This window comes from Caulobacter sp. P4_E5, from assembly GCF_056401555.1.
Map to the genome: position 1 here is coordinate 1 of NZ_JBFUJD010000080.1, position 25,657 is coordinate 25,657.

General features: G+C 69.4%; 21 protein-coding genes. 10 read left to right on the forward strand and 11 right to left on the reverse strand.

All coding sequences use genetic code 11. The features are described 5' to 3' along the window. Positions 1–94: 94 nt before the first annotated feature. Entirely contained in the window at positions 95–1,345 is a 1,251-nt protein-coding gene (locus AC1DSO_RS20290; RefSeq protein WP_477070529.1) for a UbiH/UbiF/VisC/COQ6 family ubiquinone biosynthesis hydroxylase, read from the reverse strand. A 46-nt stretch (positions 1,346–1,391) separates the two neighbouring features. Further along, positions 1,392–2,087, reverse strand: coding sequence for a MarC family protein (locus AC1DSO_RS20295; protein WP_047413688.1), 696 nt, complete (start codon positions 2,085–2,087; stop codon positions 1,392–1,394). A 101-nt stretch (positions 2,088–2,188) separates the two neighbouring features. Between AC1DSO_RS20295 and pyrF the strand changes: the two genes are divergently transcribed. Beyond that, complete coding sequence (pyrF, locus tag AC1DSO_RS20300) at positions 2,189–2,890, forward strand: orotidine-5'-phosphate decarboxylase (protein ID WP_477070547.1); 702 nt, start codon at positions 2,189–2,191, stop codon at positions 2,888–2,890. A 9-nt stretch (positions 2,891–2,899) separates the two neighbouring features. Here pyrF and AC1DSO_RS20305 read toward each other — a convergent pair whose 3' ends face one another. Then, entirely contained in the window at positions 2,900–5,146 is a 2,247-nt protein-coding gene (locus tag AC1DSO_RS20305; RefSeq protein ID WP_477070530.1) for an FG-GAP-like repeat-containing protein, read from the reverse strand. A gap of 226 nt (positions 5,147–5,372) precedes the next feature. Between AC1DSO_RS20305 and AC1DSO_RS20310 the strand changes: the two genes are divergently transcribed. Continuing rightward, entirely contained in the window at positions 5,373–7,214 is a 1,842-nt protein-coding gene (locus AC1DSO_RS20310; protein ID WP_477070531.1) for an alpha/beta fold hydrolase, read from the forward strand. A 400-nt stretch (positions 7,215–7,614) separates the two neighbouring features. Here the strand turns inward: AC1DSO_RS20310 and AC1DSO_RS20315 are convergent, their stop codons facing one another. Next, a complete protein-coding gene (locus tag AC1DSO_RS20315; RefSeq protein ID WP_477070532.1) occupies positions 7,615–8,046 on the reverse strand; it encodes an ester cyclase in 432 nt (143 codons plus the stop codon). Positions 8,047–8,092: 46 nt separating this feature from the next. Continuing rightward, positions 8,093–8,323 carry a DUF1674 domain-containing protein gene (locus tag AC1DSO_RS20320; RefSeq protein WP_477070533.1) on the reverse strand — a complete coding sequence of 77 codons (231 nt, stop codon included), beginning with the start codon at positions 8,321–8,323 and terminating at the stop codon, positions 8,093–8,095. Between the two features lie 99 nt (positions 8,324–8,422). Here AC1DSO_RS20320 and AC1DSO_RS20325 point away from each other — a divergent pair, with 99 nt between their 5' ends. The 5 genes from AC1DSO_RS20325 (at position 8,423) to AC1DSO_RS20345 (ending at position 12,938) form a co-directional block, all read left to right on the forward strand. Next, entirely contained in the window at positions 8,423–8,827 is a 405-nt protein-coding gene (locus tag AC1DSO_RS20325; RefSeq protein ID WP_477070534.1) for a hypothetical protein, read from the forward strand. A gap of 50 nt (positions 8,828–8,877) precedes the next feature. Continuing rightward, positions 8,878–10,158 (forward strand): RsmB/NOP family class I SAM-dependent RNA methyltransferase, encoded by a 1,281-nt coding sequence (locus AC1DSO_RS20330; protein ID WP_477070535.1) that lies wholly within the window; start codon positions 8,878–8,880, stop codon positions 10,156–10,158. A gap of 87 nt (positions 10,159–10,245) precedes the next feature. Next, positions 10,246–10,905, forward strand: a complete 660-nt coding sequence (gene rpe, locus AC1DSO_RS20335; RefSeq protein WP_477070536.1) for a ribulose-phosphate 3-epimerase — start codon at positions 10,246–10,248, stop codon at positions 10,903–10,905. Positions 10,906–10,914: 9 nt separating this feature from the next. Next, positions 10,915–12,648 (forward strand): heparinase II/III family protein, encoded by a 1,734-nt coding sequence (locus AC1DSO_RS20340; protein WP_477070537.1) that lies wholly within the window; start codon positions 10,915–10,917, stop codon positions 12,646–12,648. A gap of 53 nt (positions 12,649–12,701) precedes the next feature. Beyond that, positions 12,702–12,938, forward strand: coding sequence for a hypothetical protein (locus AC1DSO_RS20345; protein WP_477070538.1), 237 nt, complete (start codon positions 12,702–12,704; stop codon positions 12,936–12,938). Positions 12,939–13,802: 864 nt separating this feature from the next. On the opposite strand, the gene AC1DSO_RS20350 is transcribed toward AC1DSO_RS20345, so the two are convergent. The 4 genes from AC1DSO_RS20350 to AC1DSO_RS20365 form a co-directional block, all read right to left on the reverse strand. Further along, positions 13,803–14,744: a cation diffusion facilitator family transporter gene (locus tag AC1DSO_RS20350; protein ID WP_477070539.1), complete on the reverse strand. Its 942-nt coding sequence runs from the start codon at positions 14,742–14,744 to the stop codon at positions 13,803–13,805. Between the two features lie 900 nt (positions 14,745–15,644). After that, positions 15,645–17,756, reverse strand: coding sequence for a DNA topoisomerase IV subunit B (parE, locus tag AC1DSO_RS20355; protein ID WP_477070548.1), 2,112 nt, complete (start codon positions 17,754–17,756; stop codon positions 15,645–15,647). Positions 17,757–17,858: 102 nt separating this feature from the next. Continuing rightward, positions 17,859–19,211 carry an amidohydrolase family protein gene (locus tag AC1DSO_RS20360; protein ID WP_477070540.1) on the reverse strand — a complete coding sequence of 451 codons (1,353 nt, stop codon included), beginning with the start codon at positions 19,209–19,211 and terminating at the stop codon, positions 17,859–17,861. Then, complete coding sequence (locus AC1DSO_RS20365) at positions 19,211–20,683, reverse strand: amidohydrolase (protein WP_477070541.1); 1,473 nt, start codon at positions 20,681–20,683, stop codon at positions 19,211–19,213. Before AC1DSO_RS20365 ends, AC1DSO_RS20360 begins: the two co-directional genes overlap by 1 nt. Before the next feature lie 173 nt (positions 20,684–20,856). Here AC1DSO_RS20365 and AC1DSO_RS20370 point away from each other — a divergent pair, with 173 nt between their 5' ends. After that, complete coding sequence (locus tag AC1DSO_RS20370; RefSeq protein ID WP_477070542.1) at positions 20,857–21,216, forward strand: Kazal-type serine protease inhibitor family protein; 360 nt, start codon at positions 20,857–20,859, stop codon at positions 21,214–21,216. Here the strand turns inward: AC1DSO_RS20370 and AC1DSO_RS20375 are convergent. Further along, complete coding sequence (locus AC1DSO_RS20375) at positions 21,213–21,935, reverse strand: hypothetical protein (protein ID WP_477070543.1); 723 nt, start codon at positions 21,933–21,935, stop codon at positions 21,213–21,215. The genes AC1DSO_RS20370 and AC1DSO_RS20375 overlap by 4 nt on opposite strands. An 85-nt stretch (positions 21,936–22,020) precedes the next feature. Between AC1DSO_RS20375 and AC1DSO_RS20380 the strand changes: the two genes are divergently transcribed. Together AC1DSO_RS20380 and AC1DSO_RS20385 are read left to right on the forward strand one after the other, a co-directional pair. Beyond that, the gene (locus tag AC1DSO_RS20380; protein ID WP_477070544.1) at positions 22,021–22,917 is read left to right on the forward strand and encodes a LysR family transcriptional regulator; all 897 of its coding nucleotides are present in this window, start codon (positions 22,021–22,023) and stop codon (positions 22,915–22,917) included. Next, a complete protein-coding gene (locus AC1DSO_RS20385; RefSeq protein WP_477070545.1) occupies positions 22,914–23,306 on the forward strand; it encodes a putative quinol monooxygenase in 393 nt (130 codons plus the stop codon). Before AC1DSO_RS20380 ends, AC1DSO_RS20385 begins: the two co-directional genes overlap by 4 nt. 61 nt (positions 23,307–23,367) lie before the next feature. On the opposite strand, the gene AC1DSO_RS20390 is transcribed toward AC1DSO_RS20385, so the two are convergent. Continuing rightward, positions 23,368–25,548 (reverse strand): TonB-dependent receptor, encoded by a 2,181-nt coding sequence (locus AC1DSO_RS20390; RefSeq protein ID WP_477070546.1) that lies wholly within the window; start codon positions 25,546–25,548, stop codon positions 23,368–23,370. Between the last annotated feature and the right edge of the window lie 109 nt (positions 25,549–25,657).

The window sequence follows — 25,657 nt, forward strand, 5'->3', positions numbered from 1 at the left end:
TGTCGCGGAGCGACTGAGGGGGCCAATGCGGCCTAGGTCCAGCTAGCCCCCTCCGGCCCTCTGGGCCACCTCCCCCGCATCGCGGGGGAGGATATTAGAGGCTGACGCCCCGCAGCAGCTTCGGCAGATCGCCCACCCCGCCGCCGGCCTCGTGCATGAAGAACCGCCGGGCCGGGGCGATGCGGTTGACCACCGCCAGGCCCGCCCCGCGCGCGACGCGCAGCAGCGGATTGTCGTTCGAGAAGATCCGCACGAAGGCGTCGAAGGCCAGGGCGTTGGTCACGGTGTCGAACCGCCGCCAGCGGGCGTAGCGCTCCAGCACCACCTCCGAGCCGATGTCCTCACCGCAGCGCAGCGCCTCGACCAGCACCTCGGCCAGGGCCGCGGCGTCCTTGAGGCCCAGGTTCAAGCCCTGCCCGGCGATCGGATGCACCCCGTGGGCCGCGTCGCCGATCAGGGCCAGGCGCGGGGCGACCAGGCGCTCGGCCAGGGACAGCGACAGCGGGTAGACGAAGGTCGGGCCTTCGATCGTCACCCCGCCCAGGAAGTCGCCGAACCGGCGCATCAGATGGGCGTGGAAGGCCTCGGGCGAAGCGCCGCGTAGGGCCTCGCCGCGCGCGGTGCTCTCGGTCCAGACCAGGCTGGCGCGGTTGTCGGTCAGCGGCAGGATGGCGAACGGGCCGCTGGGCAGGAAATATTCGTGGGCCACGCCCTCGTGCGGCTTTTCCATCCGCACCGTGGCGACGACGCCGGACTGGCCATAGCCCCAACCGATCTCGCCGATGCCCGCCGCCCGGCGCAGGACCGAGCCCCGCCCCTCGGCGCTGACCGCCAGCGGGGCCGACAGCACCCGGCCGTCGGCCAGGGTCAGGCGCGCGCCGTCGGGGGCGACCGCGAGGTTCTTGGCCGCCATCGGCGCGATGACCGGGATCTGTTGCTCGGTGACCGCCTGGGCCAGGGCCGCGCGGATCTGGCGGTTCTCGATCAGGTAGCCCAGCGGCTCGCCCTCGATGCGGCCCGAGATCTCGCTGGAATCGAAGCGCAGGAAGGCCGGCGAGGGCCTGCGGGCCGCCGCGCCGGGCGTGCGGCCGTCGGTGACCAGGATCTGCTCGATGCGCTGAGCGTGCGGGGCCAAGGCCTCGCCCGCCCCGATCGCGCGCCACTGGCGGAACGACGAATAGGCGATCGCCGAGCTGCGGCCGTCGAAGGTCGGGGCCAGCTGGGCCTCGAACGGCTGGGGATCGACGAGCAGGGGCTTGAGGCCGCCCGAGGCGAGGGCGAGCGCCAGGGTCGAGCCGGCCATGCCGGCGCCGGCGATAATCACATCAGCGTCGTGAGCGCGCATGGCGGGGATATGGGCTCCTGCGGCCAAGGCTGTCCAGACCGCGCGGCTACTTATCGGCCGCGTAGGGCGCCTTGGCGTCCTGGCGAACCAGGCCGCGCGTGGCGTCGCCCACGCCGATCAGCACGAACTGCACCGCCAGGGCGCAGAGGATCAGGCCCAGCACGCGCACGACGATGCTCATGCCGATCCGGCCCAGGGCCTTGCTGATCAGGGGCGCCGCCCAGAACACCGCCACCAGCACCAGCGACACCGCCGAGATCACCGCCACACCCAGACCCAGGCCCGCCCAGCCGAACGGCTTGGCCTCGGCGGCGTAGATGATCACCGTCGAGATCGCGCCCGGCCCGATCAGCAGCGGCATGGCGAACGGCACGATCAGGCGCTCGAAGCGCTGCTTGGCGTAGACCCGCGCCGACTGGCCCTCGATGCCCTCGGCCGCGTCGGCGAACATGGTGGTGAAGTCGTCGCGCACCATGTCCAGGCCGAGAATGAACAGGATGATGCCGCCGGCGATCCGGAAGGCCGGCATCGAGATGCCGAAGAAGGCCAGCAGGCCCACGCCCGTGAAGAAGAAGAACACCAGGAAGGCCGCGACGAACAGGCCGATATAGACGGCCACCATCCGCCGCCCCGCCGCGGCCGCGCCCAGGGTGGCGGCGGCGAACAGCGGCACGTTGCCGATCGGGTCGATCAGGGCGAACAGCGCGACGAAGAAGTTGACGGCGAGTTTGGCCTCGGTCATTCGACGTCCTTACCTTTTCGATGCGCCTAAACCTGAGCCCCATGTCCTAGGGGGTACGGCCTCGCGCGCCAACCCCTGGGGGCCAGACTATGAACGCGTCCATGACCGCCGATCCGCGCCTGATCGTTCCGCTGGACCTGCCCACCGTCGACGAAGCCCGCGACATGGTCGAGCGCCTGGGCGATGCGGTGTCGTTCTACAAGATCGGCCTGGAGCTGCTGGCCAGCGACGGCATGACCCTGGCCCATGAGCTGAAGGCCTCGGGCAAGTCGATCTTCCTCGATTGGAAGCTGCACGACATCGGCGCGACCGTGGAACGCTCGGCCCGCGTCCTGGCCCAGAGCGGCTGCGACCTGCTGACCGTCCACGCCGAGCCGCAGGTGATGCGCTCGGCGGTGCTGGCGCGCGGTTCCTCGGACCTGAAGATCCTGGCCGTCACCGTGCTGACCAGCCTGACCGACGCCGATCTCAACGAGCTGGGCTACGCCTTCGGGGCCCGCGACCTGGTCGAGCGCCGGGTGCGCCAGGCGATCGAGGCCGGCGTCGACGGCATCGTCTCCTCGCCGCACGAAGCCGCCTTGGCCCGCGAGATCGCCAATGGGGCCGGCAGGCCCGGATTCCTGATCGTCACCCCCGGCGTGCGCCCCTTCTGGTCGGCCAAGAATGACCAGGCCCGCGCCGCCACGCCGGAAGCCGCCATCCGCGCCGGCGCCAGCCACCTGGTCTGCGGCCGCCCGATCACCGCCGCCAACGACCCGCGCGAGGCGGCCTTGAAGGTGGCGGCGGAAATCGCGGGGATCTGAAGATCTCGCCTAGCTTCCGCCGAAGATGAAGTCGGCCTTGTAGTAGCCCTTGGCCGGATCGAGGATATCGATCGCGAACGGCGCGGCCCCGTCGGCCAGGTCGGTCAGCCAGGCGGCATTCGAGCGGGCCATGACACCGACGTCCGCTTTCTCGGCCTCGGCCAGCAGCCAGCCGACCATGGCCGCCTTGGTCCCCAGGCCGTTCGGCCCGTCGCCGCCGTAGCTGGCGAAATAGTCCACGCGCGTGTCGATCAGGGCATGGACCTTGGCGTCGGTCGGCGCGCCGCCAAAGATCGCCGCATAGGCCTTCTTCGTGGCGTCGAACAGCGACAGCGCGCCGTAGTCCGCCGAGAACTTGGCGTTTCCTTCGCCCACCTTGCCCAGGTTGACCGCGAAATTGATGTAGCGGTTCTCCAGATTGAAGAACTGGTAGTAGGCGCTGTTGAGATTGTTGCCGTTCGGGCCGGTCGGCGACACCAGATAGTCGATGCCGGCCTGGCCCGGGATCTTACCGGTGAAGAACAGATAGCTGAGCGTCGCCACCGAGGTCGTCTGGTCGGCGGTCTTGACCACCTCGGCGATCGCGGCGGCCTGGGTCATGGCGCCGGCGGTGATCTTGGCCGTGAGGTCGGCCGTCAGAACACCACCGGCGCCCGCCGCGGCGCTGGCCCGCAGCAGCGAGGCGACCGCCAGTCCCACCACGGGGTCGCCCAAGCTCATGGTCTTGTCGGCGAAGACCAGGTTTTCGACATTGATCAGCGCGTCGGCGCCGTCGCGCGGATTGGCCCGCGTGTCGGTGATGGTCCAACCCGAGGCCCCGACCCCGATCGCATAGTCCGAGGCCAAGCCGCCGTAGCGCGCCTCGTCGACCCCGGCCCCGCCGTCGATCCGGTCCGCGCCCGCCCCGCCGACCAGGATGTCGGCGCCGTCGCCGCCGTTCAGCGCGTCATCGCCCGCGCCGCCGAACAGCACGTCGTTCCCGGCCAAGCCGTTCAGGGTCTCGTTCTGGGCGTCGCCGACCAGGGCGTCCGCCGTGGCCCCGCCGCTGACCGTGGTTCCGGCGTCGGTGGCCAAGTGCACGGTGACGCGTTCGGAGCCGTCGAAGACGCCGCGCCAGGCGATTACGTCCATGCGACCGTCGCCATTGACGTCGCCCGTCTGCAGCCGGTCGTACTGTGAATTCCCCAGCCATCCCCCGGGCAGCTGGACGAAGCGTCCCGAGCCGTCGTTCAGGAACGCCGGCAGCTTGTGGCCGTCCGACGCGAGCATGTCGACATAGCCGTCGCCGTTGAGATCGACGAACTGAACGCGGGCGTTCCAGCCTTCGCCGCTCCGCGACGGCACGCGGGCGGCGGTCTGGTCCGTGAAGCGCCCCTGGCCGTCGTTGATGTAGATTCGGATCGAACCCAGGTTGAAGAAATCAACAACCGTATTGATGACCAGGTCCAGTTTGCCGTCGCCGTTGATGTCGACCGTCCGACTGTCGATGACATTCTCGGACGCGCCGTGGGCGGGGATCTCGATCGTCGTCAGGGTCTTAAGGAAATTGCCCTTGCCGTCGTTCTCCAGGATGACCGCCGCGCGCTGGCGCGGGTCCCACGGACCGAGGAAAAGGTCGAGATCGCCGTCGCCATCGGCGTCGAACAGGGTGCTGGTGGTGATCCCCGGATCACCGCCATGCAGGTTGGTCGGCAAGCCCGCGCGGTTGAGCGTGAACGCGCCCGCGCCGTTGTTGAGGAGCAGATAGGGATATTCGTCCCCGTCTCCCTGGTTGCCGACGAACAGGTCGATGTCGCCGTCGCCATCGACATCGCCCGCGGCGGCCGAGTGCGTGAAATCGGCGACTGAGGGCAGCGCATTGACGGCGTTGACCAGCCCCGTCGCGCCCGAGGACAGGAACAGCGCGTTGCGGGCGCCCGGAAAGGGCGCGGCGTCGAGGCCGTGATCGGCGAAGAAGGCGTCGGTCCGGCCGTCCTTGTTGAAGTCGGCCAGCACGATCTGGCGTCCGTGCACCGTCACCGGCGGCTGGTCGCCGAACAGGGCGCTGGTCGAATCGGTGAAGCGCCCCGTCCCGTCCCCGGTCAGCACCCGGATCGGAACCGCCCGGTCTTCCAGCGGATAGAGGAAATAGGCCAGCGCGACATCGAGCTTGCCGTCGCCGTTGAAGTCCGCGACCGCGATCTCGTGCGCGGAGGCGGTCGTGTAACCGCTCCGCAGCGTGAACGTCAGGTCTTGAGTCTGGAATTTGGTGGCCACGACGCATCTCCTCGCGCGGCTTGAAACACGAGCGGCCGCGCGGCCCTCAGCTAAACCGCCGCCCAGGGCTCGAGCATCGCCGTTTGTAGGGTGTCGGCTTTTTTGGTCTGAGCGCTGACCTCTGGACGCCTCGCCCGCCACACGCCAAGATTCGCACTCGAACGGTTTTGTGGCGTTGTCGATTTGGTGGGGACCGCGTTGACGGTGATAGTTTCGAGGTCGGGGCTTGGTTGAGGACGACCACCCCGACGAACCGCGGCTGCCGACCTTCCTGCGGTCGGTGATGGAGGACGCCGACGCCGTCCTGGCGACGGCGCGGTCGGCCCCCGACACCTTGGCGGATCTGATCGAAGCCGACGCCGCTCAGGCCGAATTTCTTCCGCTGTTCGACGCCCAGAGCCTTGCGGCGGCCGTGCTCGACGCGCACGGCGCGGTCCGCATCGCCTCGCGCCTGTTCGCCGACGAGCGCGGCGAGCGCTATATCGATCCCGACCTGGTCGGGCGCGCGCTGCGGTCGGCCAAGCCGGTCGTGGTTCCGGTCGCCATCGAGAGCGACGGCGGCTCGGAATCGGCGATCTTCGTCTATGCCGCCGCCGCCATGGCGTTTCCGCTCTGGCGCCTGCCGCCGGAGCTGGCGGCCGAGGCGCCGGCGGGCAAGGTCGTGGTGCTGACGACGCTGGCGGCCCGGGCCGGCCCCATCGAGCGCGCCTGCGCCGCCTTCGGCCTGACGGCTGCCCAGACTCGAGTCGTCCTGGCGGTGATTCGCGCCGGATCGATCAAGGCGGCGGCCAAGCGCCTCGACCTATCGCACGTCACGGCCCGCGAGACGCTCTCGGACGTCTATCGCCGCACGGGCGCGCGCCGCTTGCCGGAGCTGGTGGGCCTGCTGTCCGGACTGGCCTTCGGGCTGTTGCCGTCGCAATCGGACCATACGCCGCTGCTGGTCGATGTCTGGGGCCTGACCGAGAAGCAGGCCTCGATCGCGCTGCTGGTCGCCGGTGGCGCGACGCGGGAGGAGGCGGCCCGGGCGCTTGGGCTGTCGGTCGCGGTGGTGCGCAAGGACCTGGAGCAGATCTTCGCAGCCTTGCGGGTCGGCTCGGCCAGCGAGCTGGCGCGGACCGTGTCGACCATGAGCGCGCTCGGCGCCTTGCTGGGCGCGACCCGCGGACAACTGGGCTTCGCCGATCCGCGGGCGGAGCCGCTACGGCTGCTGCCCCGCGCCGATGGCACGCGCATCGCCTGGAGCGACTATGGTCCCGCCGGCGGCCGGCCGGTTCTGATCGTCCATTCCAGCATGACGTCGCGGCTCGCGCCGTCGAGCCTAGTAGCCGCCTTGCAGGCCAAGGGCTTTCGCGTCCTGTCCGTCGACCGTCCCGGGTTCGGGATGAGCGACCCGGTTCCGGGCCTGCGCGCGGGCGAGCACGATCCGTTCGACGCCGCGTCGGCGGACCTGATCGCGCTGCTGGACGCCCTGAAGCTGCCGACCATCGACATCGTCGCGCGGGGCGGCGCCCAGGCGGTGCTGGCCCTGGCCCGGCGCGCGCCGGAGCGGATCGGTCGGGTCGTCCTGGTCAATCCGGACCCGCACTCTGGCGCCGACGATCGCCGGCACGGGCCGCTCGGCGCCTTCAAGGAAGCCTATCTTCGCCAGCCGGAGCTGATCGGAACCTTCGCCCGGCTACTGGCGGGCAGTCTGACGCGCGAGCGCCTGCACCGCATGGTCGTGCAGTCGATGCGTGGCAGCCCCCCGGACGAGGCCGCGGCCGCCGATCCGGGCTTCGCCGAGGACTACTGGCGCTCGGTGCGCATGCTCGCCACCGGGCGGATCGAGGGCTATGTCAACGAGCAGGTGGCGATCGCGCGCGGCGGCAGGCCGCCGCCTGCGCCCGGCTGGCGATGGTCGATTCTGATCGGCGCCTACGACACCATGCACGATCCCGATCATGTCGAGCGCTACTGGCGCGACGTGCTGCCCGACAGCCGGTTCGCGCGCGTGGCCGACGCGGGGCGCTTCCTGGCCATGACCCATCCGGAGCGGGTCGTGGAGGCGCTGCTGGCCCTGGGCTAAGAGGACGGGCCCTAGGGCCAATCGCCATTCATCTGGGGCAGGTCCAAACCCACGGCCTCCCTGGGCGCAAGGCCCGGCGCGGCGGTCCGTGACCGGAATCGATGGGCGCTCAGCGCCTGGTTCCGTGGGTATCCCGCTAGCCCGCCTTTCTCAGAGTCGGAGAAGGGTGGGAAACGGACATCCGGAAATCCCTCTCTCTGAGAGAGAGGGGTTTGGGGAGCGTCCGCCTAGGGTCGTAAGCCGACCATTGGTGTCGGCTCGGGAGCGAGCACGCCCTGGCGCTGAGGCCCGGCTCTAGGGCGTGCGTCGAGAACCCTTAGATGGCTAGCTGGAGCACATGTCGGCTTGAACTGCCCGCACGGCCAACCAAGGCGGCCGTTCGCGGCGAATGCCGATCCCCCTACCCCAGCTCCAGCGCCCGCAGCACCGCGAACTGGTCGTAATAGGGCCGCTCGCAGACGATCTTGTCGCCGCCGGGCGGGAACTCGAAGCTGGCGGCCATGCGGATGCGGAACGGCTTGCCGGTCGGCTCGACCGTCCGCTCACCCAGCCGTAGCGGGCCCAGGTGGGTGCCGGTCAGCCAGAACTCGACCAGCACGGTGTCGCCGCCGTGGGCGATGGCGATGATCTCGTTGCCCTGGTCCGGAAACGGCGTGCGCGAGGCGGCGAAATAGCCGCGCACGGCGGACTCGCCGTCGAACACGGTTCCGGCCCCGTACATCTCGTAGCGCGGGTGCTCGAAGGTGGCGATCACCGCGTCCCAGTCGTGGACGCACTCCAAGGCCATGTGGTCGCGCACCACCTGGATGCGCCGCTCGGCGAGGTCTTCCATGGCGCGTCTCCTCCGCGTTCTTGCACGGAGCGTCGCGCTTTCGGCCTCAGAAGTCGACCGCCACGCCCTTCTTCTCCCAGTCGCCGAAGCGGGTCGGCTCGGGACCGTCGCGGCCGCCCTCTTCCGTCGGCAGCGCCTTCGCCGCTTCGGCGGCGCGGCGGGCGGCGGCCTCTTCCAGGGCGCGGCGGGCGGCGGGGGTCAGGTCCTTGCCCGGGGCGGCGCCGGGCGGGTCGCCTTGGGCCGGAGGGCCGGGCGTTTGAGCGGGAAAGTCAGACATGACGGAGGTTTAACATCATCACGCTTGCGCCCGCCACCTTGCCAGTGTTCAACGCTCGGCCTTAAATACCGACGTTATATCATTCGGGGGAATGACCAGATGAACACCAGTCGTTGGCCGCACGCCTTCTTCGCCGCCGCCGCGCTCTACGCCATGATCGGGGTCTCGTGGGGCCTGGCCATGAGCATCACCAAGGACCACGCGACCTACTCCGCCCACGCCCACCTGAACATGCTGGGCTGGATCAGCATGGCCCTGATGGGGACGTTCTACGCCCTGCTGGGCCAGGCGGTCGCCAACTGGATCAAGCTGACCAACTTCGTCCTGTCGAACGTCGGCGTCGTCTGCATGATCAGCGGCCTGTTCCTATATCTGGGTCAGAAAGGGCCGGCGTCGATCTACACGCCGCTGCTGGCCATCGGAGGCCTGTCGGTGGTGGGCGGCTTCTTCGTTTTCGGCCTGACGGCGGTCTCCACCGCCCTGCGGCGACCCGCGGCGGCCTGATTTCACTCAAATCGCTTGCGCTCGCCGTCGCCATTGGGCACGGCGAGGCGGTGACTCAAGAATTGAACGACGGCCTCCCCGCCCGGGAGGCCGCCCTGACCCTGATCGACGCGGCCCTGTCGCGTCGCGGCGGCATCGACGAAGCCGCCTCGGCCAACGGTTTCCGCTTCCTGGAGCCGCGCGAGCGCGCGTTCGCGCGGGCGCTGGCCATGGCCGTGCTGCGCCATCTTGGCCCCATCGACCGCGCGCTGGCGGCCAAGCTGCAGAAGGCCCCGCCCGACCGGGTCATGCACCTGCTGCGACTCGGCGCGGCCCAGGCCTTCTATCTGGAGGTCCCGGCCTTCGCCGCCGTCGCCACCAGCGTCGAGCTGGCCGGGGCCAACAAGGCCAGCCGGCCGTTCAAGGGCCTGGTCAACGCGGTGCTGCGCGGCCTGTTGCGCGACGGCCCGCCCGGCGACGACCCCAGCCTGCTGGCCCCGCCCTGGCTCTATTCGCGCTGGGTCGCCGCGTTCGGCGAGGCCACGGCCCGCGAGATCGCCGCCCAGATCGCCATCGAGCCGGCCACCGACCTGTCGCTGAAGCCCGCCGCCGACGCGGCCGCCCTGGCCGAGGCGCTGGAGGCCGAGATCCTGGACGGCGGCACCTTGCGCGTGCGCCGCAAGGGCGACGTCGCCGCCTGGCCGAACTTCGAGGACGGGACGTGGTGGGTGCAGGACGCCGCCGCCGCCATCCCCGCCCGCCTGCTGGACCTCAAGGCCGGCGACACGGTGCTGGACCTCTGCGCCGCACCCGGCGGCAAGACCCTGCAGCTGGCCGCCACCGGCGCGACCGTCGTCGCCCTCGACCGCTCGGCCGCGCGCCTGAAGCGGGTCGGCGAGAACCTGGAGCGCATGAACCTCACCGCCGAGATCGTCACCGCCGACGCGGGCGCCTGGGATGACACGCGGACCTTCGACGCCATCCTGCTGGACGCCCCGTGCAGCGCCACCGGCACCTTCCGCCGCCATCCGGACGTGCTGTGGGCCGCCCGCCCCGCCGACGTCGCCAGCCTGGCCGGCGTGCAGTCCAAGATCCTCGACAGCGCCGCCGACCGCCTCAAGCCCGGCGGCCGGCTGATCTATTGCGTCTGCTCGCTGGAGCCCGAGGAGGGCGAAGGCCAGGTCGAGGCGTTCCTGGCCCGCCGCAAGGACGTAGTGCTGGAACCGATCGCGCCCGGCGAAGGCGGCGCTCCGGAAGCCAGCCTGACCCCGCGCGGAACCCTGCGCCTGCTGCCCCACCAGCGCGAAGGCGGCCAGGACGGTTTCTTTGCCGCGCGGTTCCGCAAAACCTAGGCTGTCGTCCCGGCTCTCCGCTGCGCTACGGCCGGGATGACAGCCTAGGCGGATGACAGATTCAGCTGGGACGGCTATCCCAGGACCATGACCGCGCCGATCATCGCCCCTTCGATCCTCGCCTCCGACTTCGCCCGCCTGGGCCAGGAGGTCGCCGCCATCGAGGCGGCCGGCGCCGACTGGGTGCATGTCGACGTGATGGACGGCCATTTCGTGCCCAACATCACCCTGGGCCCGGACATCGTCAAAGCCATCCGGCCGCACGCCAAGATCCCGTTCGACGTGCACCTGATGATCAGCCCGGCGGATCCCTACCTCGAGGCGTTCCGCGCCGCCGGGGCCGACATCATCAGCATCCACCCGGAAGCCGGCCCGCACCTGCACCGTTCCCTAAAGCGGATCCGCGAGCTGGGGGCCAAGGCCGGGGTGGTGTTCAACCCGTCGGCCAGCATCGATCACGTCGAGTGGATCCTCGAGGACGTCGACCTGCTGCTGGTCATGTCGGTCAATCCCGGCTTCGGCGGCCAGAGCTTCATCCCCAGCCAGCTGCGCAAGGTCGAGGCCCTGCGCAAGATGGTCGACAAGGCCGGCCTCCCCATCATCATCGAGGTCGACGGCGGCGTCACCCCGGCCACCGCCCCGCAATGCGTCGCCGCCGGGGCCACGGCCCTGGTCGCCGGCTCGGCGGTGTTCAAGGGCGGTCCGGACGCCTATGCCGGCAATATCCGCGCGCTGAAGGGCGGCTGACCGCACCCGATGGCCGTCAAGCGTTCCGCCAACGGCTCCAAGTTTTCCGCGCCCGTCAAGCGCGGCGACGTCCTGTGGCGAGCCGTCGGGGCCGAGGTCGCCAGCCACGTCGTCCGCGAGTGGTACGGCTCGGGCCCGCATCGGCTGATCCTGGCCCTGCCCCGCCCCGAGGGCCTGGCCGCCCGGCCGCACGACCCGCGGCCGGCCGACGCCGACCATGGCCGCAAGATCCTGGCCGGGGTCATGACCTTGGACGGCGGCATCCTGCGCATCGGCCCCGACGGCGACCCGTTCGACATCGCCAGCCCCTCGCGCCGCTTCGCCGTCAGCCTGCACCGCTTCGACTGGCTGCCCGACCTGGTCGCCGCCGGCTCGGACGGGGCCCGCCGCGCCTTGCGCCTGCTGGACGACTGGCGGCGGGTGTTCGGCAAGTGGAACGGCTTTTCGTGGGCGCCGGAGTGCCTGGAGCGGCGGCTCTTCCACCTGGCCTGCGCCGCCAAGGCCCTGGCCGCCGAGGGCAGCGACGCCGAGATCGCCGACCTGACCCTGGACATCGCCCGCCAGGGCCGCCACCTGGTCGAGCTCAAGACAAGCCCCGAACGCGCCCTGGAGCGCGCCGTCGCCGCCACGATCGCCGGCTGCGTCCTGGCCGGCAAGCCCGGCGAGAAGCTGATCGACAAGGGCCTGAAGGCCTTCGCCCGCCAGATCGACATCATGGTGCTGGCCGACGGCGGCCACGCCACCCGCTCGCCGGAAGCCGGCGTCGAGCTCTTGTTCGACCTGCTGACCCTCGACGACGCCCTGGGCCAGCGCGGCCGCCCCTCACCCGAGAGCCTGTCGCGGGCCATCGACCGCCTGTCGACCGCCACCCGGTTCTTCACCCTCGGCGACGGCCACCTAGCCGCCTTCCACGGCGGCGAGGCCATCGCCCCGGCCCACATCGCCGCCGCCCTGGCCCATGACGACGCCGGCCCGCGCCCGCTGAACGCGGCCCCGCACAGCGGCTACCAGAAGATGGTCGGCGGCAGCCTGGAGGTCATCGCCGACTGCGGCCGCCCGCCCGCCGGCCCTCTCTCGGTCTCGGCCTGCGCCCAGCCGGCCGCGCTGGAGATCGTCTGCGCCAAGGACCGCCTGATCACCAGCTGCGGCTGGAGCCCCGAGGCCGCCGGCGCCCACGCCTTCCGCCTGTCCGACGCCGCCTCGACCGTCTCGGTCGGCGACGGCTCGGCCGGTCGCCCCCTCTCGGGCTTCCGGGCCCGCGCCCTCGGCGCCTGGCTGGTCGACGGCGCGACCCAGGTCGAGGCCAAGCGTCACGACGACGTCGGCGGCGTCTGGCTGGACATCATCCACGACGGCTGGCGCCACGTCGGCCTGACCCACGCCCGCCGCCTGTTCCTGGACGCCGTCAACGACGAGCTGCGCGGCGAGGACAGCCTGACCCCGATCGCCGTCGAGCCCGGCGCCGCGGACGGTCCCCGCCGCTACCTGCCGTTCGCGGTGCGCTTCCACCTGCACCCCGAGGCCCGCGCCTCGATCGCCCGCGACGGCAAGAGCGTGCTGATCCGGGGCCCCAACAATATCGGCTGGTGGCTGCGCAACGACGCGGTCGACGTCGCCATCGCCCCCACGGCCCACTTCGACCACGGCCTGGCCCGCAAGGCCGGCCAGGTGGTGCTGAAGAGCCAGGTCCGCCCCGAGGTCGGGGCCAAGATCCGCTGGAAGCTGACCCGGGCGGAGGGCTGAGGGCGATGGGCTTCGATCGGAGGCCGCCGCTGGATCCTGGGCGGTCACGGCATGTGCCGGAGTTCACCGACGAAGAGGTGGCCGAGGTGCTGGCGGCGTTGCGGGCCGACACGCCGGACTTGGTCGCGGTGCTGGAGCGCCAGGCGCGGGAGCCGGGGAGCGTGGCGGCGGCGGACTATGACGACGCGTACGACCGGATGCTGACGTACCTGTTCGAGCGGGGGTACGTGCACACGCATATCGAGATGGCGGTGTTGTTTCGGGCGGTGGTGGAGAGGGTTGGGGGGTAGCGGGCGATCAATGCGAGGCCACAAAACCTCTATGCAAAAACTGCTCGCAAGCGGGATCCGGTTTGATCAGAGGCGCTTCGCTCTTAACCCGTGAGCAGGCCTAGGCCGAAGATGGCATTAAGAATTTTGCGTCTTGCAAACTTCCGCTGGGACGACTTAGGTTCGGAATGTCGGAACGTGGTTTGGACTCCAGCGTCCCGACAAACCGGACCTGTCCTTTTGGAAGGGACAGCGGACTTCGTGGGCGAGGGACTAACCTGGAGGGTGGGACCTCGCCTACCTCGTTACAGGGCCATAGTGGCTAATGACTCGTCAACGCTTCGCGGACGTGTTTTTCGTTAACAAGTTGTGAACGCGCCGAATTTTCCGGGCCAGATCAGCTAGTTGCCTCGACGAACTTTTTCGACCCATCCGCACCGCGACACTTCTTTTGTCGTTTCAAGCGCTTGCGCCTCCTCGCGAACCGCTTCTCCGGAACGATTCGCGCGGACTTTTCAGCTCCCTTAAACGCGCGTCTCGACCTTCCCAAGGTCGGAGCCTCCCTTTCATCTCTTGGAGGCTGCAGCGTGCGGGGCTGATCAGGTCAGTCAAGGACGACGCTCCGCGTCGCCGCGCGCGGCCGCTCGGAGAGCGGTCCTTGAGTGACCTGATCAGCCCCGCGATCGTCTCGCCGTGAGATGTAAGGGGGGCGCTCTTCCCGGGAGGGAAGGGGTTTGGGCGGGTGTGGATCCTCCCCCGCGTTGCGGGGGAGGTGGCCCGGAGGGCCGGAGGGGGCCAGCTGAACGCGGGCCGCGCTAGCCCCCTCCGGCCCTCCGCGACAGCTCCCCCGCAGCGCGGGGGAGCATCTCGCGTCGCGGCCTCGCCCTACCCCGCCCGCCGCTCGTACGCCGCCCGCGCCCGGCCCGACCGGACGAACACCCGCGTGATCCGCGCATCCACCCCCTGGATCAGGGCCGCGAACTCGTCGGCGGCGTCTTCGATCTGGCCGGCGGTCAGGGCGTCGTGGAAGTCCAGCGTGACACCCAGCAGGATCTCGCGCGGGCCCAGGTGCATGCTCAGCACCTCGGTGACGTTCTCGACGCGCGGGTCGCGGGCCAGGGCGTCGCGGACGGCCTGGACGACGCGGGGGGCGGCGGCCTCGCCGGTCAGCAGGCTGCGGGTCTCGTTGGCCAGGAAGCCGGCGACCAGCACCAGGAGCACGCCGATCGCCACCGAGGCCGCGCCGTCGGCCCAAGCCAGGCCCGCGACCGAACCGGCCACGCCCAGGGCGGCGACGGCCAGGCCCAGCAGGGCCGCGCCGTCCTCGAGCAGCACGGCGAAGATCGCCGGGTCCTTGCTGCCCTTCAGGGCGCGAAAGAACGGGATGTCGCCGCGCACGGTCTTGAACTCGCGCCAGGCCACCAGGAACGAGCCGCCCTCGAACAGCACGGCCAGGCCGATGACCAGGAAGTTGATCCAGGCGCGGTCGATCGCCTCGGGTTCGATGATCTTGTGGACGCCCTGATAGACCGACACCGCCCCGCCCAGGGCGAAGATCATCAGCGACACCACGAACGACCAGAAATACAGCTCCATGCCGTAGCCGAACGGATGGGTCTGGCTGGGCGGCCGGCCGGCGCGGGCCAGGCCCAGCAGCAGCAGGCCCTGGTTGCCGGTGTCGACGGTGGAGTGGATGGCCTCGGTCAGCATGGCCGACGAGCCAGTCAGCAGGGCGGCGACAAACTTGGTCACGGCGATGGCCAGGTTCCCGGCCAGGGCCGCGAACACCACCTTGTGCGAACCGCTGGTCTTGGGAGCCGACGCCATGGGGCGGCAACGTTGGAGGGGCGGGGGTGTTCCTTTCTTCCGCGTGTTCAATCCGATCGAGGGCGCTCACCAAATCCCTCTCCCCTTGCGGGAGAGGGTGGCCCGCGAAGCGGGGCGGGTGAGGGGTTGATGGACGGAGACGCTGCTGAGGCAGTGGATGCTGGGCGCCAAGCCGACAGGACTATCGACCCCTCATCCGTCGCCTCCGGCGACACCTTCTCCCGCAAGGGGAGAAGGAAGTACGGGGATTGAGCGGGCTGTATCCCCGGCATTCGCGAAACCGAACCCAACGAAATCAACGACTTCTCACTTTTACGCGCGTCTGAATGATCCGCGTTCAGAACCCCTGCACAATCATCGCTGTCCCCGTCGCAAGGGGAGGGCGCTTGGATCCGGCCCAAAGCGGCGATGGGGATAGGTTGAGCGGGGCCGCGTGGTCTCGAAGCGGTYCGGACCGGGRTCTGTTCGTTGGATAGATCCGGGATCCCGGGAAGGGCCGTGGAGAGGCGAGCGCGGAGCGACAGGGCGGTGATCGATCCAAAACCGCCTATCGTGGATCGCCGAGCTGGAGACGGAGTAGCCGATCCAGTTGGTCCACGCCCGTCCGGGGGTAACGGAGGCCCGAGCAGACAACGCTCACGCCCGTCGTCCTCACGGCAGAGAACAGCCTGGCGGAGCGGTAAGCGAGCCGAAACATACAAACCCTTACGGTCTCCGGGTTCGCCGGCCGCTCCGTCGCCTCCCCAACCAACTTCAGCGGTGAACCGCGTGAAGCCGATGTCACTTGCCCCCACCTGGCCGCTTCGCGGCCGTCCGCCCCCGMAGGGGGCGGAAGGGTATGACCTTCTTCCCCCTCCGGGGGAGGAGCGCCGCAGGCGCGGAGGGGGCCAGTGACCGGACCTACAGATCCAGGTCCGCGGTCGCGAACTCGGCGTTTTCCTGGATGAAGCGGAAGCGCAGCTCGGGCTTGCGGCCCATCAGGGTCTCGACCAGTTCCTCGACGCTTTCCTCGTGGCGGGGCAGGGTGACGCGGGCCAGGGTGCGCTTCTTGGGGTCCATGGTGGTCTCCTTCAGCTGGGCGGCCATCATCTCGCCCAGGCCCTTGAAGCGGCTGATCTCGGGCTTCTTGCCCTTGAACACCGTGGCCAGCAGCTCGTCCTTGTGGCCGTCGTCGCGGGCGTACTCGCTCTTGCCGCCGTGGGCGATGCGGTACAGCGGCGGCAGGGCCAGATAGAGGTGACCCTGGCGGATCACGTCCGGCATGGTCCGGTAGAAGAAGGTGATCAACAGGCTGGCGATGTGGGCGCCGTCGACGTCGGCGTCGGTCATGATGATGATGCGGTCGTAGCGGAGGTCTTCCTCGCGATACTTGTTCCCGCCCTGAGCCCCCAGGGCCAGCATCAGGTCCGACAGCTCCTTGTTGGCGGTGAACTTCTCGCCGCTGGCCGAGGCGACGTTCAGGATCTTGCCGCGCAGGGGCAGGATGGCCTGGTACTTGCGGTCGCGGGCCTGCTTGGCCGAGCCGCCGGCGCTGTCGCCTTCGACGATGAACAGCTCGGCGCCGTCGACCGCGCCGCCGGCGCAGTCGGCCAGCTTGCCGGGCAGGCGCAGCTTGCGGGTGGCGGAGGCGCGGGTGACCTCCTTGTCCTTGCGGCGCTTTAGGCGCTCCTCGGCCCGCTCGATGACGAATTCCAGCAGGGCCTGGGCGTTCTTCGGGCTCGAGGACAGCCACAGGTCGAACGGGTCGCGCAGCGAGGCCTCGACGAAGCGCTGGGCCTCCGAGGTCGACAGCTTCTCCTTGGTCTGGCCCTGGAATTCCGGGTTCTTGATGAACACCGAGATCAGGGCCCCGGCCTGGGCGACGACGTCGTCGGCGGTGATGATCGCGCCGCGCTTCTCGCCCTTGAGCTCGGCATAGGCCTTGAGGCCGCGGGTCAGGGCGGCGCGGAAGCCGCTCTCGTGGGTGCCGCCTTCGGGGGTCGGGACCGTGTTGCAGTACGACTGCATGAAGCCGTCGTGCTCGCCGAAGCCCTGCGGCGTCCAGGTCACGGCCCACTCGACGGCGCCGGCCTCGCCCTGGCGCTCGATGCGGCCCGAGAAGCTCTCGGGCGTGACGGTGTTCAGGCCCTTGGTCCGCTCGGCCAGGAAGTCGGCCAGGCCGTTGGGGAAGTGGAAGGTGGCCTCGGGCGGGGTCTGGTCATGGATGCGGGAGGGATCGCAGGACCATTTGATCTGCACGCCGCGGAACAGATAGGCCTTGGAGCGGGCCATCCGGTACAGGCGGGCCGGCTTGAACGCCACGCCTTCGCCGAAGATCTCGTCGTCGGGCTTGAAGCGCACCATGGTGCCCTTCTTGCGCGATGGGCCCAGTTGCTGGATCGGACCCAGCGGCTTGCCGCGCGAGAAGACTTGCAGGTGCTCGAAGCCGTCGCGCCAGACCGTGACCTCGACCCGCTCGGACAGGGCGTTGACGACGCTGGCGCCGACGCCGTGCAGGCCGCCGGAGGTCTCATAGGCCTTGCCGGTGAACTTACCGCCGGCGTGCAGGACGGTCATGATGACCTCCAGCGCCGACTTGCCGGGGTATTTCGGGTGCGGGTCCACGGGCATGCCGCGCCCGTCGTCCTTGACCGACAGGAAGCCGTCGGCGTCGAACTTGACCTCGATGGTCTTGGCGAAGCCGGCCACGGCCTCGTCCATCGAGTTGTCGAGGACTTCGGCGAACAGGTGATGCAGCGCCCGCTCGTCGGTGCCGCCGATGTACATGCCCGGACGCTTGCGGACCGGCTCCAGGCCTTCCAGCACCTCGATGTCGGCGGCCGAATAGTCGCCGGGCGCGCTGGCCTTGCCGGCCGGCGGCGGCGGGGCCGCCTTCGACGAAGGAGGCGGCGGCGGCATCGGGCGCGGCGTCGGTTCGACGTGCGGCTCCACGCTGGCCTGGAACGGCGCGGCGGGGACGGGCGCCAGGGCGTCGTCGTCGAACAGGGAGGGGATCTTTTCGGAGGACATCAGGGCAAGTCTAGGCGATTCGAACGCGGGGGCCTCGTATGGCCTCACCGCCTTCCCCTGAAAAGCGAAATCCGCCCCCAGCGAACTGGGGGCGGATCAGCGGTTCTAGCGGTAGGCCGGCGGATAGCCGCTGGCGTCGGTGGTCGCGTAGCGGTCGCGCAGCTGGCTCTGGCGGCTGTCCTTCGGCTGCTCGACGCCGCCGACGAAGACGTTCAGCGGCCAGCTGGTCGTCTCTAGCGGGTCGCCGTTCCAGACCACCACGTCGGCGATCTTGCCCACGTCCAGCGAGCCGATCTTGCCGTCCTGGCCCCAGATCTTGGCCGGCGTCAGGGTCACCGAAGCCAGGCCGGCGGCGTAGGGCAGGCCGTTGGCCACCGCCAGACCGGCGTTCAGTCGCTCCTGGCGCAGATTGTTGAAGTCCCGCGCCCCGTTGATCGCCACCGAGACCCCGACGGCGTTCAGGCGGGCGGCGTTGTCGAGCCGCGAGCCCAGGGCCTCGAAGCTGTCGGGCAGGTCGGCCTGCGGATCGACGATGACCGGCACGCCGGCCTTGGCGATCTCGGCGGCGACCATCCAGCCTTCCTCGACGCCTTCGAGGACGACCTTGATCTTCTCCTCGGCCGCCAGCTTCAGGGCCTGGCGGATGTCGGCGGCGCGGGAGACGCGGATCAGCAGCGGCGTCTTGCCCTGCACGACCGGGATCAGGGCCGCCAAGTCCAGGCGCGACAGGCCAAAGTCGCGGGTCGCGCCCTGCTCGAAGGCCGCGCGGCGGCTGGCGAAGGCGCGAGCGTCCTCGAGCGCCGAGCGGATCAGGACGAGGTCGGCGCCGCGCGAGCCGCCGGCCGCCCGGGCCCCGCTCTCGCCCAGCGAGACGGTGACGGCCAACTTGGAGGCCTCGACGATGTCGGGCGAACCGGCCTTCAGGCGGATGAACGCGGCCTGGCCGCCGAACAGCGGCGGATCGCCCGAACCGTCCTTGCCGGCGGTCATCTCCTCGACCACGCCGTCGTCGGCGTGCTCGCCAGCGCCGCCGCCGGTGCCGGACAGCACCGGGACGACGGCCGAGCTGGTGACGCCGCCGTCACGGGCCAGGCCGATCATCGGCGAGGCCGGATTGACGCTGTAGGCGATGTCGAAGGCGGCGCTCAGGTTGCTGCCGGTGCCGTCGTCGCGGGTCTCACGGACGCCGCTGATCTCGGAAGCCGACAGGTTCGACGACGGGGCGACCAGGCCGGGCGTGACGACCCCGCCCTTGGCGTCGATCACCGTGGCGCCGGCCGGAATGGCGACATTGGCGCCGAGGGCGGCGATCTTGCCGTCCTTGATCACCAGGGTCCCGGCCGGGATGGCGGCGCTGGAGACCGGCTCGATGCGAGCGTTGACGATGGCGACCGTCTGGGCGGCCGCCGGAAGAGCCAGGGCGCAGGCGGCGCTGGCGAGAAGCAGGGACCGGATCATCAGTTGAATGCTCCCTGGCCGGGCTGGCCGAGCTCGAAATCGGACTTGGGCTGGAAGCGCTTGTCCTGGCGGTCGTAGATCAGCGCGCCGTCGATGAAGACCTTCTCGGCCTGGGCGTAGACGCTGAACGGGTCGCGGCTCCAGACCACCAGGTCGGCGGCCTTGCCGGGCTCCAGCGAGCCGGTCTTGTCGGCGATGCCCATGGCCTTGGCCGGGTTGGCGGTGATCCACTTGATCGCCTCGGCCCGGCTGATGCCGAAGCCCAGCTTGTTGCCGGCCGTCATGGCGATGGCGGCTTCCTGGTTCAGCCGCTGGGTCATGATCGGATCGTCGGAGTGGATGACGACGCAGGCGCCGTTCTTCCACAGGATGGCGGCGTTGGCGTCGATGCCGTCCAGGCTTTCCATCTTGAAGCCCGTCCACGAGGCCCAGGTGGCCGAGCAGATGCCTTCCTTGGCCAGCAAGGGGGCGATCTTGTAGCTCTCGATCGCGTGGTGGAACATCGTGATCTTGTAGCCAAACTCCTTGGCGATATCGATCATCGTGGCCTCTTCGTCGGCCCGATAGCAGTGGTTCTGCACCAGGATCTCGCCCTTCAGGACGCCGGCCAGGGTCTCCAGCTGCAGGTCGCGCTTGGGCGGATCGGCCTTCTCGTTCTTCTGCTGCTTGGCGCGGAAATCGTCCCACTTGCGGGCATAGTCGGCCGCGTCGATCCAGGCCTTGCGATAGCCGAAGACGTTGCCCATCGCCGTGGAGGGCGAGCGGCTCTTGCCGCCGTAGACGCGCTTGGGATTCTCGCCGCAGGCCATCTTCAGGCCGTAGGGCGCGTCGGGGAACTTCATGGCCTGGGTGGTCAGGGCCGGGACGTTCTTCAAGGTCACCGAGCGACCGCCGAACAGGTTGGCCGAGCCGGGGAGGATCTGCAGCGTGGTCACGCCGCCGGCGCGGGCCCGGTTGAAGCCGGGATCCTGCGGCCAGACCGAGTGCTCGGCCCAGACCTGGGCGGTGTTCGGGTCGGTGGCTTCGTTGCCGTCCGAACGGGCCTGGACGCCGGGAGAGGGATAGACGCCCAGGTGGCTGTGGGCGTCGATGATGCCGGGGGTGATCCACTTGCCCTTGGCGTCGATCACCGCGACGTCGGCCGGGATCGGGGTGTCGGGACCGCCGACGGCTGTGATCTTGCCGCCCGAGACGAAGACAACGCCGTTCTCGATCTGCTGGCCGGTCGCGGTCAGGATGGTGGCGCCGACAAAGGCCGTGGCCCGCGAGGGAAACGGCTGATAGGTCGACGGGAAGCCGGTCGAGGCTTGGCCATCCAGGCCCTTGGGCAGCGGCTTGGCCTCAGCCTTTTCGGCCGGCTTGGCAGGTGCGGCGGACGTCTTGGCGGGACCACCGGTCCCGGTCGTCGCGCAGGCCGAAAGCCCCAGCGCGAGCAGGCTCACGGCGGTCGCCGCGTTACGCCATCTGATCATGAAAAACCCCGACTCTCGAAGAGGCGGGAAGGACAGACGAAAAGAACCGGGTTATCAAGTCGAACGGCGTCCGTCGGGCGCATTTGCCGGCAAAAACGTTGCGCGGCGCCCATGGACGTCCCAAGGGGTGGCTCGCGCGTTCAACAGGCCGGCCCGTCTATCGGAGGTCTTCCATGCGCCGTCTGCTCGCCTGCTTCGCCGTGATCCTGCTGACCGCGTGCAGCGCGCCGGGATCGACCGCGCCGGGGACGGGAACGCCGCCAGCCCAGTCGCCGAGGACGCCGGTCGCCGAAGGCGGCATGTGCGGCGGCTTCGCGGGCTTCCAATGCCAGGCGGGCCTTACTTGCCAGATGGAGCCGGGCGTCTGCGGGCGGATCGCCGACGCAGCCGGCGTCTGCAGAAAGGCGCCGCAGGTCTGCACGCGGATCTACAAGCCGGTGTGCGGCTGCGACGGCAAGACCTACGGCAACGCCTGCGAGGCGGCGGCCAAGGGCGTCAGCGTCACGGCCGAGGGCGAGTGCAAGCCCCGCTAGGGCAGGCGGCTGAGCTTGGGCTTGTACGACCAGCTCTCGATCTCGACGCTGTCGACCTGGGCGACCGCCTTGGTCGCGCCGGGGCCGTAGGTCGCCGTCAGCAAGCCCGCGAGATCGCGTGGTCGGCCGGCGAGCTCCGCCCAGGTCTGACGGGGAACCAGCAGGAGATAGCCGCCCGCAGGGCCACCGCTGACCAGGCGATACCAACTCTGTGGAAGGCCTTTTCCGTCTCCGGCCGCGTCGGCTAGGGCGATCTCGAACGCGGCGACATTGGCGGGCGCGACTTTGACGGCATAGGCGTCGAGCACCGCGCTGGGCTTGCGATCCTCGAGCGTGCGAGCCGTGCTGACCTCGGGCCAAAACTCCAGCGCCGAATAGATCCGCGCCTTGGCGAACGGCAGGACCTTGGCCGCCATGTCGGCGCCGTCGCCCGCCGGATCGACCCGACGATCCATGGCGGCGAACGGGATCCCGAAGGTTCCGTCGATGAACAGTCCGGTCCTTGGCCCGCCGGTCACGTACCAGCCGTACCAGGGCAGGGTATCGCCATGGGCGGCGTGCCAGCCCAGATGCGCCGCATAGCCGGCCTCGAAAGCGTCCTGCTGGCCGCGATCGATATCGTAGGCGAACAGGAAGGCGGCGGTCGGCGACTGGGCGCGGGCGCCGCTGGCCAGCGACAGCGCGCCGAGGATGGCGATCCAGAAATGGCGTCGGGTCATGAGCTCCTCCTGCGGAAGAGCTAGCGGCGAACGGCGGTCGGGGATATTTCGAACGAAGAGGCTTTTCCTTTCGGATTCCGAAATCATGCGGCACGCGGACCTGCGCCGGGCGGCGGTGTTTCACGCGGTGGCCGCGGCCGGTGGCATCGCGGCGGCCAGCCCTCGCCTGGGCAAGTCGCCGCCAGCCATCCACCACGACCTCAAGCGCTTCGAGGCCGAGATCGGGCGGCCGCTGTTCGAGCGGGCGGGCCGGGCGCTGCGGCTGACACCCGCGGGCCAGGCCTTGTTCGAATCCATCGGCCGGGCCTTGGACGAGGTGGAACGCACTCGCTGGCGGCTGAGCCAGGAGGATCCCGCCTTGCGGCCGCTGCGGATCGCCACGGTTTCGGCGTTCGGGCGCTATCGCCTGGCGCCGGGCTTGATGCGGAGCCTACCCGCCGACCGGCCGCTTGAGCTGACGTTCGGCACGCACGAGGCGGTGCTGGCGGCGGTGTCGAGCGGCGGGGCAGACCTGGGCGTGACCTATCGGCCGGTCACCGCCGCCCCGGTCCAGTCCAAGCCGCTGGCCGAAGAGGAAATCGTCCTGGCGATCGCCAGCTCAACCGTCGAACCCGTCGATCTGGAGGCAATGGCGGCGACGACCTTCGCCACCTATGACGAGTACGAGTTCGTCTTCGGCCATTGGTTCGAGACTGTGTTCGGCCGCCAGCCCGATAACCTGCGCCGGCTGGACCATGCCGGTGAGATCGAGGAGGCGATGGAGAGCTGCGCGGCCGGGCGGGGCGCGATCATCGCGCCGCTGGATCTGGTCGAGGCCCCGGCTTGGCGGGAGCGGGTGCGGGTGATCCGACCGCCCGGCTTGCCGTCTTGCCTCAACACCCTGCACCTCCTGGGACTCGGCGCGGCGCTGGCGTCTGCGGATGCTGACATGATCCGGTCCGCGCTTGGCGACAGTGCGCGAGCGGAGGGAACCAGCACATGACGAATACGATGATCGATCGACGCGGGGCGCTGGCCGGCGGCCTGGCGCTGGCCGCGCTTTCGTCCACGACCCAAGCCCAGGAGAAGACGCCCATGTACGGATTGATCGGCCAGATGCTCGCCGCGCCGGGCAAGCGCGACGACCTGCTGGCGATCCTTGGCGGGAGCACCGGGGACATGCCTGGCTGCCTCAGCTACGTGATCGCCAAGGACCCGGCCAATGCCGACGCGCTGTGGATCACCGAGGTGTGGACCGACAAGGACGCCCACGCCGCCTCGCTGAAGCTGCCAGCCGTACAGGCGGCGATCGCCAAGGCCCGGCCGATCATCGCGGGTTTCCCGCAGCACTTCGAGACCATCCCCGTCAGCGGCCACGGCTTGAAGAGCTAGCTCAAAAAGGAAAAGGCCGGGGATCGCTCCCCGGCCTTCCAATTTCAAACCCCGAAAGGTCTTAGAAGCGAGCGTCCAGCGAGACGCCGATGACGCGCGGTTCGTTGACGAACGCCGTCAGGTTGTTGAAGTCGATCGCGCCCTTGATGTTGCTTTCGTTGGTGATGTTGCGAGCAAAGGCCGCGACTTCCCAGCCGCCTTCCTTGTTGGCGTAGCCCAGCTTCAGGCCGCCCTCGAAGTCACCCTTCGAGTAGAACTCCTTCGACTGATACAGGAACAGGTTCGTATAGCCCTGGACCTTCCAGTCGGTGAAGGCGAACAGCTCGCCCGAGGCGACCGGATAGGCGTAGCGGGCGGTGAAGTCGAAGGTGTACTTCGGCGCGTTCGGGAACGGGTTGCCGTTCACGAGCGCCTGGCCGGCGGCGTTCAAGGTGTCGGTGACGGTGCAGGCCGCGCAAGGCGCGACGGCCAGGGTGCTGTCCTTGATCTTGGTGTGGGCGTAGCTGTAGCCGGCCGTGACGACGAAGTTCGGGGTGACCACGAACTCGCTGTCCAGCTCCAGGCCATAGGCCTCGCCCTTCTTGGCGTTGATCAGGCGGTTGGAGTTGCTGCCGCCGCCGACGGCGCTGAACTGCGGATCGTCGATGGTATAGGCGAAGACCGCGCCGTTCAGACGGATGCGGCGGTCCATCAGCTCGCTCTTCAGGCCTAGCTCGTACGACATGATCGTCTCCGACTTGGCGGCCGAGGCCGGCGAGAAGAAGGCGATGTCACGGCCCTGGATCGACGGGCCGCGGAAGCCCGAGGCGACCTTGGCGTAGACGCTGACGTCCTCGTCGACCTTGTAGAAGGCTGACAGATCCCAGCTGACCTTCGAGTCCGACACCGAGACCGGCGCGGCCGGGTTCGGGCCCGACACCACGTTCATATCCTTGTCGTCGTCGGTGTAGCGCAGGCCGCCCGTCAGGGTCAGCTGGTCGCTGACCTTGTACGAGGCTTGGCCGAACGCCGCCCACGCCTTGTTCTTCTGGCGCAGGGTGGTGATCGGCGCGAAGAACGGGTTGGTGGCGATGTCGTACTTGGTGTCGAAGTAGAAGCCGCCGACCTGCCAGCTCAGCGGGCCGTCCGTGTCGCTGGCCAGCCGGACTTCCTGGGTCCACTGGAACAGGTTCTTGATGCCGTCGATGCTTTCCGACTGGAACGGGATGAAGCCCGGACCAGTCGGGTTGCCGCCGTCGATGTCGCCGCGGCTGGAGCCGTGAGTGTTCTCATAGGCGGTGATCGAGGTCAGCGTCGCGCCGCCGAAGTCGTACTGGACGTTGGCCGACGCGCCGACGCCCTTGTAGTTCTGGGGATTGCCGGCGCCGGCGTCGAAATAGACCGTGTCGCGGTCGTAGTTGCCGTTGAGCTTGTTCGAGCCCTTGGTCAGGATGTTGGCGCGGAACACGGCGGCGGTGCCGTCCAGGTCGCGGCCGTGGACATTGAACAGGGCGCTCAGCTGGTCGGTGGGGGTGAACAGCACCTGCAGGCGGGCGGCGCGTTCGTCGAAGCCGCCCAGGGCGTCGTTCTTCTTAGTGTAGGCGTTGTCGATCCAGTTGTCGCGATGCTGGATCAGGAGCGAGGCGCGCGCGGCGACCTTCCCCGGGACGATGGCGCCGCCGACGCCGCCGTCGAAGGTCATCGTATTGTAGCTGCCGTAGGACGCGCTGGCGCGACCCTTGAACTCTTCGCTCGGCTTGACGGTGTCGAACTTGACGATGCCGGCGGTGGTGTTGCGGCCGAACAGCGTGCCTTGCGGGCCGCGCAGGACTTCGACGTGGTCGAGGTCATAGATCGGCGAGCTCTTCAGGACGACGTTCTCGAGGACGACTTCGTCCTGGATGATCGACACCGGCTGCGAGGCGGCCAGGTCGAAGTCGGCGTTGCCCAGGCCGCGGATGTAGAAGCGCGGAGCGGCGCGGCCGTTCGAGGACTCGGCGTAGAGGCCGGGGGCCTTGGCCGACAGGGCCAGGATGTCGTCGCCTGCGGCGAAGGTGGACTGAAGCTTCTCGCCACCGATGGCGGCGACCGAGACCGGCACGTCCTGCAGGTTTTCACTGCGCTTCTGAGCGGTGATGATCACTTCGCCGACCTTGGTCTCTTGGGCGAAGGCGGCCGGAGCAACGGCCAGGGCCGAGGCGAGGGCGGTCAGGCCGCACGACACGGTCAGGGCGCGACGAAGGGAGCGGTTGATCTGGGGCATGGAGAGATCCTGTTGTGATCTTAAAGCGCCGCGTCGCCGAATTGAGCAGGACGTTGGCGGCGATTCCGTTTGCGCTGCGATAGGCCAAGTTTCGGCCTCGGCGATATCC

Excerpts from the sequence above, each read along its gene's own strand:
- AC1DSO_RS20290 (WP_477070529.1), bottom strand. The coding sequence starts at position 1,345 with ATGCGCGCTCACGACGCTGATGTGATTATCGCCGGCGCCGGCATGGCC.
- AC1DSO_RS20295 (WP_047413688.1), bottom strand. The coding sequence starts at position 2,087 with ATGACCGAGGCCAAACTCGCCGTCAACTTCTTCGTCGCGCTGTTCGCC.
- pyrF (WP_477070547.1), top strand. The coding sequence starts at position 2,189 with ATGACCGCCGATCCGCGCCTGATCGTTCCGCTGGACCTGCCCACCGTC.
- AC1DSO_RS20315 (WP_477070532.1), bottom strand. The coding sequence starts at position 8,046 with ATGGAAGACCTCGCCGAGCGGCGCATCCAGGTGGTGCGCGACCACATG.
- AC1DSO_RS20320 (WP_477070533.1), bottom strand. The coding sequence starts at position 8,323 with ATGTCTGACTTTCCCGCTCAAACGCCCGGCCCTCCGGCCCAAGGCGAC.
- AC1DSO_RS20325 (WP_477070534.1), top strand. The coding sequence starts at position 8,423 with ATGAACACCAGTCGTTGGCCGCACGCCTTCTTCGCCGCCGCCGCGCTC.
- rpe (WP_477070536.1), top strand. The coding sequence starts at position 10,246 with ATGACCGCGCCGATCATCGCCCCTTCGATCCTCGCCTCCGACTTCGCC.
- AC1DSO_RS20340 (WP_477070537.1), top strand. The coding sequence starts at position 10,915 with ATGGCCGTCAAGCGTTCCGCCAACGGCTCCAAGTTTTCCGCGCCCGTC.
- AC1DSO_RS20350 (WP_477070539.1), bottom strand. The coding sequence starts at position 14,744 with ATGGCGTCGGCTCCCAAGACCAGCGGTTCGCACAAGGTGGTGTTCGCG.
- AC1DSO_RS20360 (WP_477070540.1), bottom strand. The coding sequence starts at position 19,211 with ATGATCCGGTCCCTGCTTCTCGCCAGCGCCGCCTGCGCCCTGGCTCTT.
- AC1DSO_RS20365 (WP_477070541.1), bottom strand. The coding sequence starts at position 20,683 with ATGATCAGATGGCGTAACGCGGCGACCGCCGTGAGCCTGCTCGCGCTG.
- AC1DSO_RS20370 (WP_477070542.1), top strand. The coding sequence starts at position 20,857 with ATGCGCCGTCTGCTCGCCTGCTTCGCCGTGATCCTGCTGACCGCGTGC.
- AC1DSO_RS20375 (WP_477070543.1), bottom strand. The coding sequence starts at position 21,935 with ATGACCCGACGCCATTTCTGGATCGCCATCCTCGGCGCGCTGTCGCTG.
- AC1DSO_RS20380 (WP_477070544.1), top strand. The coding sequence starts at position 22,021 with ATGCGGCACGCGGACCTGCGCCGGGCGGCGGTGTTTCACGCGGTGGCC.
- AC1DSO_RS20385 (WP_477070545.1), top strand. The coding sequence starts at position 22,914 with ATGACGAATACGATGATCGATCGACGCGGGGCGCTGGCCGGCGGCCTG.
- AC1DSO_RS20390 (WP_477070546.1), bottom strand. The coding sequence starts at position 25,548 with ATGCCCCAGATCAACCGCTCCCTTCGTCGCGCCCTGACCGTGTCGTGC.